This is a genomic window from Compostimonas suwonensis (genome assembly GCF_002797855.1).
GTDB lineage: Bacteria > Actinomycetota > Actinomycetes > Actinomycetales > Microbacteriaceae > Compostimonas > Compostimonas suwonensis.
Map to the genome: position 1 here is coordinate 584,044 of NZ_PGFB01000001.1, position 14,871 is coordinate 598,914.

The window sequence follows — 14,871 nt, forward strand, 5'->3', positions numbered from 1 at the left end:
ATCCGGAGTACACGTGAACGACAATCGTCCTCGCCCGCGTCTGCGCAGAGCGGTCCTCGCGACCGCCACCGCGGCCGCGCTGGCTCTCTCGACCCTCGTGGCATCCCCTGCCGCCCCGGCCTTCGCCGACGATCCCGCGGGCACCGCCGTGTCCGACGCGGTCTTCCGCTGGGGCCTCAGCAACGAGGCGAACAACAAGGCCTTCGCGCCGGGCACCTCCAACTTCTTCAGCGCGGGCAAGGCGCCCAAGACGAGCGGCGCCGACACCATCTCCGAGAGCGAGTGGGCGGCCACGAGCGGCGACGTCACGATCGAGAAGCAGCAGGCCGACGGCAGCTACGCGACGGCCACCTGGGCGGGGCTCAAGACGACACCCGCCGGCGGCACGATCCCGAGCCCGACGAGCGGCCAGTTCTCGAACCACCGCGTCGTCATCGGCGACGGCACGGGTGACGCCGACGCCGACGCCGACAGCGCCGACATCCAGTGGACCGGCGACTTCACCGTGGCGTTCTACAGCGGCATGACCCAGTTCTACGTGAGCGACCCGCACCTGATCGTCTCGAACGGCAGCGGCGAGCTCACGGCGACCCTGAGCGGCTTCGGCACGAGCATGGACGACCCCGACGTCTTCCAGCCGCTGCCCACCGCCGAGGTGACCCTCGCCGTGCTCAACGGCGTGGATGTCACGGACGACGGCTTCGAGGTGTCGCCCGACTACCTCGGGGTGGAGGTCGAGCTGCCCGCCTCGGCGTCGCCGCAGGTGCGCACGGGCGACAACTGGGGCTCCTTCCCGCAGAGCATGGTCGACTACCAGCTGCTCACGGGCCAGTCGTCGTACTGGTACTCGAGCGGCCTGAGCACCGACGCCTTCAAGGTGCCGCTGCCGATCAGCGTCGGCTTCGAGCTCGCGCCCGCCCCGGTGGCACCGAGCATCACGGCGCAGCCCGCGAGCACGACCGTCGTCGCGGGGGAGACCGCCTCGTTCCAGGTGACGGCCGACGGCGGCGAGCCGCTCTCCTACATCTGGGAGCGATCAGACGACGGCAGCAGCTGGTCGCCGATCGACGGCGCCACGACGGCGGGCTACGAGCTCGTCGCCACGAGCGACGACGACGGCGCGCGCTTCCGGGTCGTCGTGTCGGGCCCCGGTGGATCCGTGACCTCGGATGCCGCGAGCCTCACGGTCACGCCCCCCGCCCCGCAGACCGTCGAGGTCGACGGCGCCCAGCTCGAGTGGGCGTACAGCCGCTACGCGCAGTACGGCGTCTTCGGCGCCTGGTCGATGACGGCCTCGGGCGACGACGTCTCCACCTCCACGCTCAACGGCAAGACCGTCTCCGGCCTCGACGCCGACCTGATCAAGAACTTCAACCTCGTGCGCTTCGAAGACGGCCAGGGCGCCCTCGACGCCCAGACGGGTGCGGGCACGATCACATGGGACGAGACCGGCGACTGGGTGCTCAACGCCTACAACGGCCAGTACGGCGCCCCCGACGAGACCCTGCGCGACCCCGTGCTCACGATCGAGGACGACGCGACCGGCTCCCTCAGCTTCGAGGCCTACATTCCCGCGGGCCTCGACATGAGCGGCGCGCCGGCCCCCGCAGCCGGCCCCACGCGCATCGTGCTCGCGACCTTCTCGAGCGTCACCGTCGACGACGGCGTGATCACGGCCGTGCCCGAGTACGCCGGGCGCTCCTACACCCCCGTGGGCGGCAGCCCCTGGCAGGCCTGCGACGGCGCGGGCGGCTCGTGGCCTTCCGCGTGGATCGACTTCGTGCCGACCTCCGTGCAGGCGCACTACTACACGACCTCGTGCTCGGGGCTCAACCTCATGAAGCCGCCGCTGCCCGTCACGGTGCGCCTCGACGAGGTCGACGCGACCATCACGAGCCAGCCGGTCGCCGCGTCGGTCGACGCCGGCCAGACCGCGGGCTTCACGGTCGTCGCCGCGGGCAACCCCGTCCACTACCAGTGGCAGCGCAGCACGGACGGCGAGAGCTGGAACGACATCCCCGACGCCACCGACTCGAAGCTCGCGCTCACGGCCGGCATCGACGATGACGGCACCCGCGTGCGGGTGCTCGTCAACGGCTCGCTCGAATCGGATGTCGTGACCCTCACGGTCGCGACGCAGGCGCCCGCGATCGTCGGCTCCGGCCAGGACCTCGTCGTCCTCGAGGGCGCGCCCCGCGCCGCGTTCCGCGCCAACGCCTCCGGAATCCCCGCACCCGTCGCCACCTGGCAGACGAGCGCGGACGGCGGCGACACGTGGACCGCCGTGAGCGAGGGGGTCTCGGGCTCCACCTACTCCATCGAGCACCCGCGCCTCGACCAGAGCGGCCTCCTCGTGCGCGCCGTCTTCGAGAACGGCGTGGGCGATGCGGTCACGAGCGAGCCCCGCTCGCTCACCGTCCTGCCGGTCGACGGCAAGACCGTCGCCTGGGTCCTCGGCGCGCCCGTCGACCCGACGCAGCTCGGCAGCACCTACTCCCTGCGGGCGTCCTTCGCGGGCTTCACCGTGCCCGAAGGCTCGACGACCGACATCCAGGCCGCCCTCGTCCCCGAGAGCGCGCTCGAGGGCACGAACACCCCGGACCCCTCGACCTTCGTCTGGAGCGAGACCCTCTACGCCTCCAACCTGCTCGAGTACGGCGGGCACCAGTCCGATCAGCTCGTGAGCCTCTACCCGGGCCTCATCGACCCGAGCGTGCGCTACTACCTCGTGACGTTCAGCACGGACCTCGCCGACCGCGGCTACGACACCCGCACCCTCCTGCCCATCGACGGCCAGAGTGTGCCCACGCCCATCACCGAGGCGAGCTTCGAGTGGGCGATCAACAACCAGCACCAGGGCGGGGCCCAGTTCGGCGGCTGCGACTACTTCGTCGCCGGGAAGTCCGACGGCACGGCATCCAGCTATCTGACCCGCTCCGGCGACGTCTCGATCCTCAAGCGCACCGCTGACGGGTCCTTCGTCGCCGTCGGCGAAGGCAACCGCTGCCTACCGCTCGGCGAAGGCGGCAGCAACGGCCAGCGCATCCTCTTCACCTCGGGCGACGGAGAGCGCGACCCGCAGACCGGCGCGGTCGAGATCCAGTGGCACGGCGCCGCGACGGTCAACGCCTACGGCGGACTCGTGCCGTGGTACGTCGAAGACCCGAAGCTCACGCTCGACGCGCAGGGCGACGGCACCGTCGTCGCCCGGGTCGGAGGCTTCCGCTCGTCGATGGCCGACCCGAACGTCAAGGAGCCGCTGCCGCCGACCGAGGGCGTCGTCATCGCGACCGTCTCCGGCGCGGATGTCTCCGACGACGGCGGCTTCACGGTGACCCCGGTCTTCCGAGGCGTCGACTACTTCCCCCTCAACAACCCGCTCGACCCGAGTTCGGGCCGGCAGACGACATCCGCCATCACGGCCGATGTCAAGGCGGGCAACCCCGACTGGGGCTCATGGCCTGAGCCGTTCGTCGACTTCCAGTACGCGACAGGGCTCTCCAGCTACTGGCACACGAGCGGCGGGGTCGCCGACCCCAAGAAGCCGCCGCTGCCGTTCACGGTCGACTACGACTTCGAGCTCCCCGAGACCGATCCCGTACTCGTGCGCAACCCCGCGAGCCTCACGGTGAGCGAGGGCGCGGACGTGCAGTTCACCGCCCTCGGCGGCGGCAACCCCGCGCCGAACGGCATCCAGTGGCAGGAGCAGGGCGCCACCGCCGAGGACTGGACGGACCTCGAGGGCGAGACCTCCGAGACGCTGAGCATCCCGGACGTCACGGTCGCCGCGCACAACGGCCTCGTCGTGCGCGCCGTGGTGACGAGCCCGCGCGGCACGGTCGTCTCGGCCCCCGCGACGCTCACCGTCGAGGCGCTCGTCGCGCCCGTCATCCAGACCCAGCCGCAGTCCGTCACGGTGCGGGCCGGCGGGACCGCGAGCTTCCAGGTGCAGGCCACCGGCTCGACCCTCGCCTACCAGTGGCAGAGGAGCACGGACGACGGCGCGAGCTGGACGCCGGCAGGCTCCACCACGAGCAGCCTGAGCGTCGGCGCGGGGGTCGCGCAGGACGGCGACCTGTTCCGGGTCGTCGTGAGCAACGGCGTGAGCGAGCCCGTCGTCTCCGAGGTCGCGACCCTCACCGTCACGGTCGAGGCGCCCGCGATCACGCAGCAGCCCCGCGACGCCCGCATCTTCGCGACCCAGAGCGTCATCATCGGCGTCACGGGAACGGGCGCGCCGGCACCCAGCTGGCAGTGGCAGAAGAGCACGGACGGCGGCGCGAGCTGGACGGACTTCGGGACCCCGTACCCCTCCGTCGCGATCGTCGGTGTGCTCGAGGAGGACGGCGCCCTCTACCGCGCCGTCGGCAGCAACGGCATCGGAGAGCCCGTTGTCACCGACGCCGTGACCATCGATGTCGTGGCGGTCGACGGTCGCCGGGTCCTCCTGGACCCGAACACCCCCATCGACCCGGCGGCGCCCCTCTCCGCGACCCTGCGCGGCGGCGGCTTCACCGTGCCCGACGACTTCACCGGCCGCATGCGGACCGTGCTCGTCGAGGCGGGCACGTGGTCGCCCGGCAGCCAGGTCGCGGTCGAGGATCGTATCTCCACCGTGCTGCGCACGGGCGCCTCGCTGCGCTCGGGAGGCGGCTACTGGACGAGCCCGCTCACCCTGCCGGCCGGGACCCTCGACCCGAACACCGCCTACGAGATCGTCACCTACCGTGACGACGTGCTCGAGGACCGTTCGCTCGACAGCGTGACCCCGATCTACCTCGTGGGTCAGGAGCCCGGCAGGACCCCGCTCTCCGGGGCGACCGTCGAGTTCGGCTTCAACAACGTGCACCAGGGCGCGTCCCCGGCCGGCGGCTGCAACTACTTCGTCGCCGGCACCGTGCAGGGCCTCGGCGGCGACTACCAGTCGGTCGACGGGAACGTCTACGTCGTCAAGAAGACGGCGGAGGGAGGCAACGAGGTCGTGGGTGTGAGCACCCGCTGCACCCCGGCGACGGAAGGCTCCACGAGCATCGACCAGCGCTTCCTCTTCACCGAGGGCACCGGTTACACGAGCGAGAACGGCGAGACGAGCATCCAGTGGACGGGGGCCGGCACGATCAACGCCTACGGCGGCCTCGTGAGCTGGTACTTCGAGAACCCGCTCCTCGTGCTCGACGAGAACGGCGACGGCTCGATCACCGCGAACGTGGGCGGCTTCGGCAGCTCCATGGACAACCCGGACGTGAAGATCCCGCTCGAGCCGCGTCAGGGCGTCGAGATCGCGACCGTGCGCGGTGCGAGCATCGTGGACGGCGCGCTCACGATCGACCCCGTGTACAAGGGCGTCGACTACTTCCCGCTCGCCAACCCGCTCGACCCGCAGTCGGAGCGCTCCACGACCTCGGCGATCCCCGCCGCGGCCAAGGCGAGCAACCCCGACTGGGGATCCTGGCCGCAGTCGTTCGTCGACTTCCAGTACGCCACGGGGCTCTCGAGCTACTGGCACACGAGCGGCCTGACCGCAGACCCCAACAAGCCGCCGCTGCCGATCGAGGTCGACCTCGAGGGCTCCGCGCCCGAGTTCGGACCGCTCTTCGTGCAGGAGCCCGGCCCGGTGGACGTGCGGGAAGGGACGGACGCCGTGTTCACGGCGCGAGCCGTCGCCTCCAGCGGTGAGGTCGCCGTGCAGTGGCAGGCCAAGAAGGCCGGCGGAGACTGGACCGACCTCGACGGCGAGACCTCGTCGACCCTGACCCTCGCCGCCGTCACGGTCGCAGAGTGGAACGGAGCGGCGGTCCGCGCCGTCGGCACCCTCGGCGACGAGACGGTCACGACCGCCGCTGCCGCCATCCGGGTGACCCTCGCGGCCGCGCCGGTGTTCACGAAGCAGCCCGAGTCGGTCACGACGGGCGCCGGCTGGTACGTCGGCTTCCAGTCGGCCGCGAGCGGATACCCCGCGCCCGCCTACCAGTGGCAGCGCAAGGCCGCAGACGGCACCTGGGCGGATGTCGCGGGCGCGACGAGCGCGAACTACTCCTTCAACTCCGCCTACCCGGCCGACGACGGAGCCGCGTTCCGCGTGATCGCGAGCAACTCGGAAGGCCAGGCGGTCTCCGAGGAGGTCACACTCGCGCTCACGACCTCGCCCGTCGTCATCGACGCCCAGCCGCAGGACAACGTCGCCTTCGAGGGCGGCACCTCCTACATCCTGGTCTCCGCCGACGGCGCGCCGTATCCGACCGCCAGCTGGGAGCGCAGCCGCGACGGCGAGACCTGGGAGGCACTGCCCGGCCAGGGCACGGGCGGTGCGCTCGAGTTCAGCGGGCTCACCCTCGCCGACTCGGGCTACCGCTACCGGGCGATCCTCGACAACGGGATCGGCGAGCCCGTCGTCTCCGAGTCGGCCACGCTCACGGTGCTGCCGACGCAGGATCCGCCGGTGCACCTCTGGTCGGACTCCGAGATCCTCGACCCGGCGGCGGCCCACCGGATCGACGTCGTCTTCGGCAAGGTCCCGGACTTCCCGGCCGGCTCCGACAAGCTCCTGACCTGGGGCATCGTCGAGAAGAGCGTGTGGCAGCCCGGCGACGCCGCGGTTCCGCGCGAGCAGCTCATCGGCGGCTCCCTGGCGCAGGGCGACTTCAGCTACTACCACACCTGGGTGCAGCTGAGCGCCGGAGCGCTCGACCCCTCCAAGGAGTACGGCTTCGCCGTGTTCGCCTCGCCGCGGAACGGCTCCGAGCCCACCCACGACTTCGACATGTACGTGCCGATCACGGTGGGTCAGCCTGCCGCGATCACGCAGCAGCCGGCGTCGGCCACGGTCGAGCTCGGCGACGCCGCGACGTTCACGGTCGCGGCATCCGGACGGCCCGATCCCGGCTACCAGTGGCAGCTGAAGAGCGGCGACGAGTGGACCGACATCGAGGGCGCGACGGCGGCGAGCTACTCGCCCGCCGCCGGGCTCGAGGCGAACGGCTCGATCTACCGGGTGGTCGTCTCCAACGGCATCGGCGAGGCCGTCGTCTCCGACGAGGCGACGCTCACGGTGAACCGTCCGACCCCCACCGTCACCGTCTCGAAGACCACGGGCCTCGACCCGGACGGCGAGACGGTCACCGTCACGGGAACCGGCTTCCTGGCCGACCCGCCGACGACCACCGCGGCGCGGCCGCCGCTCGCCGGCCGCTTCGGAGGCGTCTACGTCGTCTTCGGCAAGTTCGCCGACAGCTGGCAGCCCACGGTCACCACCACCGGTCGCAACATCATCGACCAGAAGTGGGCCGTGCTCGCGGACGACGTGCAGACGATCGGCGGAACCGCGGCGGGCGCCGTCGAGCTGAAGGCGGACGGCAGCTTCGAGACGACGCTGACCGTGAAGAGCGGCCAGTTCGACAAGACGGGCGACTACGGCGTCTACACCTACGGGGGCGGCGGAGTGAAATACGCGCCCTTCGAGACGAAGACCGCCGTGACGCTCGCCGAGGCCCCGGCCGCGGTCGTCACCCAGCCGCGCTCGCTCGTGGCACCCGTGGCCCCGGCGAGCGGCGATCCTGTCGCGAGCTTCACGGTCGCGGCGAGCGGCGCTCCGGCGCCGACCGTGCAGTGGCAGAAGCGGGCCGGAGACGGGGCCTGGGCTCCGATCGACGGCGCGACCTCCGCGACGCTCGACTATCCGTACACGGCTGCGGACGGCGGCGCGCAGTTCCGCGCGGTCGTCTCCAACGGCATCGCGACGGCGAACTCGGATGCCGCGACGCTCACCGTCGGTGTGCCCGCGGGCATCACGGCTCAGCCGACGCCCGCGAGCGTCGAGCCCGGCACGACGGCGCGCTTCACGGTGGCCGTCGCCGGAGACCCGGCGCCCGGCATCCAGTGGCAGCGCAAGCCCGTCGGCGGCGACTGGACGACGATCGTCGGCGCGACCGCGGCCACGCTCGAGGTCGAGGCGACGACGGAGCTCGACGGCGTGCAGTACCGCGTGGTCGTCGGCAACGACATCCCGGTCGCCGTGGGCGGCGCGGATGGCTCGACCGTCACGAGCGAGGCCGTGGCCCTCACGGTGCTCTACCAGCCGATCGCGATCACGGCCCAGCCGCAGAGCCTCGTCGCTCCGGTCGCTCCGGTGAACGGCGAGCCCGTCGCGAGCTTCGAGGTCGCCGCCGACGGAACGCCCGAGGTCGGCTACCAGTGGCAGCGCCGCGCGGCCGGATCGTCGCTCTGGGAGGACGTCGCCGGTGCCACCGGCGCCGTGCTCGCCTACGGCTACACGGCGGACGACGACGGTGCGGCCTTCCGCGCGGTCGTCTCCAACCGGCTCGGCGAGAGCGCCGTCTCGCACGAGGCGCAGCTCACGGTCGGCGTTCCCGTCGCGATCGTCTCGCAGCCGGGCTCGCAGACCGCCGTCGACGGCACGCCGGCGACCTTCGAGGTCGAGGTCGGCGGCACCGCGCCCGCCATCCAGTGGGAGACGAAAGCCCCCGGTCAGGACGGCTTCGTCGCGATCGAGGGTGCGACGGATGCCGCGCTCACCGTTCCGGCGGCTCCGGCGGCCTCGGGCACCGAGTACCGCGCCGTGGTGACCGGGCCGGTCGGCGGCGACATCCGCCCGGCCGGTTCTTCGGAGGCCGGCTCCGTCGCGACGAGCGACACAGCCGTGCTGACGGTGCCCGAGCCCGCGGAGGCGCCGACACCGGTCGCCGACGACGAGCTGACCGAGACCGCTCGCGGAGGGGTCGAGATCGTCGAGATCGACGGCGGCCGGGTGACCCTCGACGTGGGTGCCGACAGAGCCGGACACTATGCGGGCGTCTGGGTGCACTCGACACCCGTGTTCCTCGGCTGGCACCTCGTTCCCGCCTCCGGTCTCGTGACGGTGACGCTGCCTTCCGGCCTCGCGGCAGGCGAGCACAAGCTCGTGGTGGTGGACGCGAGCGGGAACCTCGTGGGGTGGTCCCCGATCGTGATCACGGTCGACGACGACGGCCTGCCCGTGGTCGCGCCGGCAGCGCCCGCCGCGCCGGCCGCGTCCGCCGCGCTGCCCGCCACGGGTGCGGATGCCGCGCCCTGGCTCGCGCTCGCCCTGCTGCTGCTCCTCGCCGGAGCGACGATCGTGGCCGGTCAACGGCGTCAGTCGAGATGGGGATCACGGCTGACCAGCCCGAGACGCTAAGGCGGTCATGGAGCAGGGGGCGGGTGCCAGGTCTTCGGCACCCGCCCCCTGTCCTTTTCCCGTGTGGCTTCCGGGTGTGTCTTCCTCTTCGGTGTGTCTTCCTCTCCGGTGTGTCTTCCTCTCTGGTGTGTCTTTCTCTTCGATCCGTGTTCTCTTCTCCCGTCTGCGTCTGCGTCTGCGTCTGCGTCTGCGGTCCGTATCCTCCTTTTTCCCTACGTGTCTTTCCCTCCGATCCCGAGGCGCTCTCCGTTGGATCCCCGTGCGCCGGCGCGCGCGAAGTGGGGGACAATGGATGCATGAGCAGTACCGGCAGTGACGAGCAGGGCGCGGTCGAGCAGAGCGCGGTCGAGCAGGGCGCGGTCGAGCAGGGCGCGATCGACGCCGAGCCCGAGGTCGTCGTGACCGCGGGCCGGGTGATCGTGCGCCGATCCCCCCGCTACTTCCGGTTCATGGCGCTGGGGGCTATCGTCGGCGTGATCCTCGCGATCGTCTTCACGGTCGCGTTCCCCGACAACGCCCAGTTCACGGCGACCCAGGTGTTCGGCTTCCTGCTGCTCGTGTTCCTCGTCGTGGGTGTCGCGCTCGGCTCGCTCGCCGCAATCCTCGCAAACCGTATCGTCTCTCGCGGGCAGCACGAGGTCGACGCCGAGCGCACGATCGTGCACCCCGTCGACGAGCCCTGACTCCCTTCCCCCCTTTTTTCCTCCTTTCCTCCTTTTTTCCTCCCGCCTTTCCTTCCCCCCTCCCCCTTTCCCGCCTTTCCTTGTGACTTGCGCCATTTGGCGCATCCGGGGCGGGTAACCGTTCATTGTGGCGTGACTCGGTGGGCGGTCCGGCGTGACTCGACCCGGTTCCTGCAGCGCGGTGGTCGGGCGTCAGCGCCATCCCTGTGACACCAGAGCGAGTCGAACCCGTTCGACCGTCTGCGCGGTCTCCACGAAAAGACCCCGCGAACGGACCGAGACCGATTGCCATCCGGCCCGGGCGAGACCCTCCTGGCGCAAGCGGTCATGCTCGTATTGCCTGCGATCGGTCCGATGGTGGTCGCCGTCGTACTCCACGACCACCCGCCACGGCCGGAAGACCAGATCGCCACGCCCGAGAAAGCGGCCGCCGGCATCCCAGATCTCGGTGTTCGTCTGCGGCTCGGGAAACCCGGCGCTCCGGAGGAGCAGGCGAAGAAGTGTTTCCGGCCTCGATTCGCTTCCCTCACGGATGAGGGGGAGCGCGGCGCGGAGCTTTGTGACCCCGCGCCCGGAGTAGCTTCCGAGTCGATCTTCGAGTTCACCGATGGTCGCCCACGGCCGATCCGACCCCGGCTCGACAACGAAGGGATCGAGTACGAGGGCGTCCCCGAGCGCAACGAGCTCATCCCGGGGCAGGATGCCGCCGAGCTGCAGCCACGCCGAGACGGGGTCCACCACGTGGTGTCCGTCCCGTGAGAGCACTCGCACGGTTCCCGGCGTGAGCGTATGGCCGGCCACTCCGCGACCGGATGGAGCCCGATCAGGCCAGAATGTGGAGACGTGCAGGGGGTCGTCCGCCGTGTACTCGCGGGGAAGCGGCAGGTTCCAGAGCCGGGCGGCGGTGTCATGGGTGAAGAACGCCGTCGGTTTCATCCGTGTCGCGTATGCGCGGCAGTTGCGGTCGAAGACGCTGGATGCCGGCGCCCGAGGTGGTACCCGCACGCCGTGGAAGGGCCTGCCGAAGACCGGGTCGCGCAGAGTTTTCGCATTCAGACCCGCTGCCCGAGCGTCGGCGGTGGTGAAGGGGGCGTACAGGAGATGGCTGGGCAGGATCGTTCGGCGCGGCATCCGTTTATGGTGGTCGATCGCGCAGGGGGGTGAGGCGTCATCCACAGGGGTGGATGTCTGTGCACAGCTGTCTGAGGGGTAGTCGGTGTCGGCGCGTCCGTGGGGTCTGCTCGTGGAAACAGCGCAGACGGTCGGACGGGCTAGACACGCTTGTGGTATCTCGGTGCTGGTGCTGGTGCTGGTGCTGGTGCTGGTGCTGGTGCTGGTGTCGCAGGGCTGGTGTCGCAGGGCTGGCGCTGGCATCCCGTCACAACGTGGGAACTAGGGCAAGTTACGCCGAATCGCCCACCCAGTCACGCCATAACGACCGTTCGCGCGACCGAGAAACGCCAAATGGCGCAAGTCGAGGGGACGGGCGAGGAAGCGAGGAAGGGAGGGGAGAAAGGGAGGGGAGGAAGGGAGGGGCGGGCGCGGAGGGGACGGGCGCGGACGGGCGGGACGGAAGGGGACGGGGCGGGCGGCTCAGCCCTTGGTGCCGCCGGTGGCGAGCCCCGACTGCCAGAAGCGCTGCAGGTAGAGGAACGCCACCACGAGCGGGACGATCGAGATGAGCGACCCCGTGATGACGGTCGAGAAGAGGGCCTGCGACCCGCTGCCCGACGCGCTGAGGGCCTGCCACTGGGCGAGGCCGACCGTGAGCGGGTACAGGTGCTGGTCGTTGAGCATGATGAGCGGCAGGAAGTAGTTGTTCCAGGTCGCGACGAGCGAGAAGAGGAACACCGTCACGATTCCCGGGGTGAGCAGGCGGGTGGCGACCTGCCAGAAGATGCGGAACTCGCCGGCCCCGTCGATCCTCGCGGCCTCCATGAGGCTCACGGGCACGGCATCCTGCGCGTAGACCCGCATGAGGTAGAGGCCGAACGGGTTCACGAGCGAGGGGATGATGATCGCCCACGGGGTGTTGACGAAGCCGATCTGCGCGAACACCAGGTAGGTGGGGATCGCGAGGGCCGAGGCCGGGATCATGATCGAGCCGAGCACGGCGCTGAACAGGATCTTGCCGCCGCGGAACTCGTACTTGGCGAAGGCGTAGCCGCCGAGCGTCGCGAGGAAGGTGGCTCCGACCGCGCTCACCCCCGAGTAGAGCAGCGTGTTGAGCGCCCACTGCGAGAAGATGCCGTCTTGGAAGGTGAAGACGGTCGCGATGTTGTCGAAGAGGTTGAACTGGCCGCTGAACCAGAGCCCGAAGGTCGAGAACAGGTCGCCGTTGCTCTTCGTCGCGGCGACGACGAGCCAGTAGAGCGGGAAGAGGAAGTAGATCGCGCAGATGAAGAGCGTGATCGTGAGCACGGCGCTCTTGCGGTCGCGGAACGGCGAGCGGCGGGAGCGGCGACGGCGCTGCCTGAGCACCGCGGCATCCTCTCGGCCGGAGGCGGCGCGGGAGGTGTCCCGGGGAGTGGGAGTGGTGGCGGTGGCGGTCATGCTGCGTTGCGCTCCTTCCGCTGCGTGGAGAGCTGCACGATGTACGAGACGATCATGATGACGATGCCGAGGAGGAAGGCGATCGCTGCCGCGTAGTTCAGGTCTTGGTTCACGAAGGCGAGGTTGTAGGCGTAGAGGTTCGGGGTGTACGCCGAGCCGATGACGGTCGGTGCGAGGTGCCCGAGCAGGTTGGGCTCGCTGAACAGCTGGAAGCTGCCGATGATCGAGAAGATGATGGTGAGCACGATGGCCGGGCGGATCGCGGGGATCTTGATCGACCAGGCGGTGCGCCACTGACCGGCGCCGTCGATGGCCGCCGCCTCGTAGAGCTCGGTGGGCACGGAGCGCAGCGCCGCGTACATGATGATCATGTTGTAGCCCACGAACTCCCACGTGACGATGTTCATCATCGAGGGCAGCATGAGCGAGCTCGAGAGCAGGTCGGGGGCCGGGATGCCGAGGGCGTCGAGCGTCTGGGCGATGGGCCCGAAGTCGTGGCCGTAGATGTAGCCCCACATGAGCGTCGCGACGACGCCCGGGATGGCGTAGGGCACGAAGATCGCGAGGCGCACGAACTTGTTGGCACGGGCACGGCCGCTGTCGAGCGCGAGCGCGATGAACAGCGAGAGGCCGAGCATGATCGGCACCTGCACGAAGAGGAAGAGGGCGACGCGGCCGACGCCGGCGAGGAACTTGGGGTCGGTGAGCGCCTGCGCGTAGTTGGCGAACCAGGCGAACGTCTCGCCGCCGATGAGCTTGCTCTGGAAGAGGCTCAGGTAGCCCGCGTAGACGAGCGGCACGACGAGCATGGCGACGAACGCCACGAGGAACGGGGTCACGAAGAGGTAGGCGGCGAGCGTCTGTTTGCGCTTGCTCGTCATCCCTCGTGCGCGCGGCCTGGTGGCTAGGGAACTCACTGGATCCTCCGGTGATGTGGGTGCTGTGGGTGGGGGCGGTGCGGTGCGGGCGGATGCCGCGGCTCACCGCGGTCGGATGATGCAGGGTCTGGGTGCCCCCGCCGTCGTGCCGTCGTTCGGGCGCCGGTGCGGCGGGGTGACGGTGGAAGGGGCGGGCTCCCGTGCGGAGCCCGCCCCTTCCAGGCTATTCCTCGACCGTGAAACCCTGCTGGGTCGCGTAGTCGACGAGCTCCTGCTGCCAGGCGGCGACACCGGTCTCGAGATCGGTGCGGTCGGCGATGGCCTTGCCGAGCGTGTCGGTGAAGCTCGATCCGACGAAGCTCATGAACGGCAGCCAGTCGAAGTCCGTGTCGACGGTGGGCGAGATCTCGGCGAAGAGCTGGTTCACCTTCTGGCCTCCGAAGAAGTCGGAGGTCGTGTCGACGAACGCCGGGTCTTCGAGGGTCGCGTTGGTCGTCGGGAAGAGCGACTGATCGTTCGCGAGCATGATCGTCGAGCTCGGGTCGTTGTTGATCCACTTCGCGAACTCGTAGGCCGCGATGGGGTTCTCCGTCGACTTGAGCACGACGTTGGCCGAGCCGCCGAGGTTGGCGGAGACGTTGTCGCCGTCCTTCCACTGCGGAAGGGTCGTCGCGGTCCAGTTGCCGGCGGTGTCGGGAGCCGTGCCCTCGAGGAAGAGCGGAGCCCATGCCGCGGTCAGCCAGCTCGCGTACTTGCCCTGGGCGAGGCCCTGGTACCACTGGTCGGTCCACTCGGCGTCGACCGAGACGAGGTCGTTCTTCACGAGGTTGTTCCAGTAGTCGACGACCTCGGTCGCCTCGGGGCTCGTGAGGTCGATCTTGACGTTCTGGCCGCCGTCGTAGGTGAACGGCTTGACGCCGGCCTGCCAGAGCAGGCTCAGGATCGTGCCGGGCTCACCGGAGGGGAAGTTGCTGATGTACGAGCCGGTCTTCTCCTTGATGGTCTGCGCGGCCGCGGTGTACTCGTCGTAGCTCGTCGGCGGGGTGACGCCGGCCTGCGCGTAGATGTCGCTGCGGTAGAGCAGGCCCATGGGGCCCGAGTCCTGCGGGATGCCGAAGACTCCGCTGTCGCTCGAGACCTGGTTCCAGACCCACGGCACGTACTGGTCGGCGAGGTCGGCCGCACCGTAGGGGGTGAGGTCGAGGAGGCTGTCGGTCACGCGGAAGGAGGGCATGTCCTGGTAGCCCATCTGCGCGACATCCGGGGCGCCCGTGCCGGCCTTGAGAGCCGTACGGATCTTGTCGAACTCGGCGTCGCCGTTGCCGACGTTGACGAGGTTGACCGTGATGTTCGGGTACTTCGCCTCGAAGAGGTCGATCTCGGGCTGGATCGGCACCCACGACCAGAAGGTCAGCGTCGTGGGGGTCTCCATGGCCTTGTCGATCTCGGCCTGGCTCACCGTGGTCGGCGTGCTGCTGCTGTCAGCCGACGATCCGCTCGCGCAGCCCGACAGGAGCAGTGCGCTGGCGGCGGCGATAGCGGCCACCGTGGTGATTTTTCGCTGTGTGAAGGTGCGCATCTAACC

Annotated in this window: 6 protein-coding genes; 2 read left to right on the plus strand and 4 right to left on the minus strand. The window is 70.1% G+C overall.

Translation table 11 applies throughout. The annotated features are described in order from the left end of the window. Positions 1-13: 13 nt before the first annotated feature. The gene (locus CLV54_RS02600; protein WP_100343378.1) at positions 14-9,172 is read left to right on the plus strand and encodes an LPXTG cell wall anchor domain-containing protein; all 9,159 of its coding nucleotides are present in this window, start codon (positions 14-16) and stop codon (positions 9,170-9,172) included. Between the two features lie 296 nt (positions 9,173-9,468). Next, positions 9,469-9,855, plus strand: a complete 387-nt coding sequence (locus CLV54_RS02605; RefSeq protein ID WP_100343379.1) for a hypothetical protein — start codon at positions 9,469-9,471, stop codon at positions 9,853-9,855. Between the two features lie 192 nt (positions 9,856-10,047). On the opposite strand, the gene CLV54_RS02610 is transcribed toward CLV54_RS02605, so the two are convergent. The 4 genes from CLV54_RS02610 to CLV54_RS02625 form a co-directional block, all read right to left on the minus strand. Continuing rightward, positions 10,048-10,986 (minus strand): endonuclease domain-containing protein, encoded by a 939-nt coding sequence (locus CLV54_RS02610; protein ID WP_157802780.1) that lies wholly within the window; start codon positions 10,984-10,986, stop codon positions 10,048-10,050. Positions 10,987-11,448: 462 nt separating this feature from the next. Beyond that, positions 11,449-12,408 carry a carbohydrate ABC transporter permease gene (locus CLV54_RS02615; protein WP_100343381.1) on the minus strand — a complete coding sequence of 320 codons (960 nt, stop codon included), beginning with the start codon at positions 12,406-12,408 and terminating at the stop codon, positions 11,449-11,451. Then, complete coding sequence (locus CLV54_RS02620; protein WP_100343382.1) at positions 12,405-13,289, minus strand: carbohydrate ABC transporter permease; 885 nt, start codon at positions 13,287-13,289, stop codon at positions 12,405-12,407. Before CLV54_RS02620 ends, CLV54_RS02615 begins: the two co-directional genes overlap by 4 nt. A 220-nt stretch (positions 13,290-13,509) precedes the next feature. Then, complete coding sequence (locus CLV54_RS02625) at positions 13,510-14,832, minus strand: ABC transporter substrate-binding protein (protein ID WP_245861245.1); 1,323 nt, start codon at positions 14,830-14,832, stop codon at positions 13,510-13,512. Positions 14,833-14,871 lie beyond the last annotated feature (39 nt).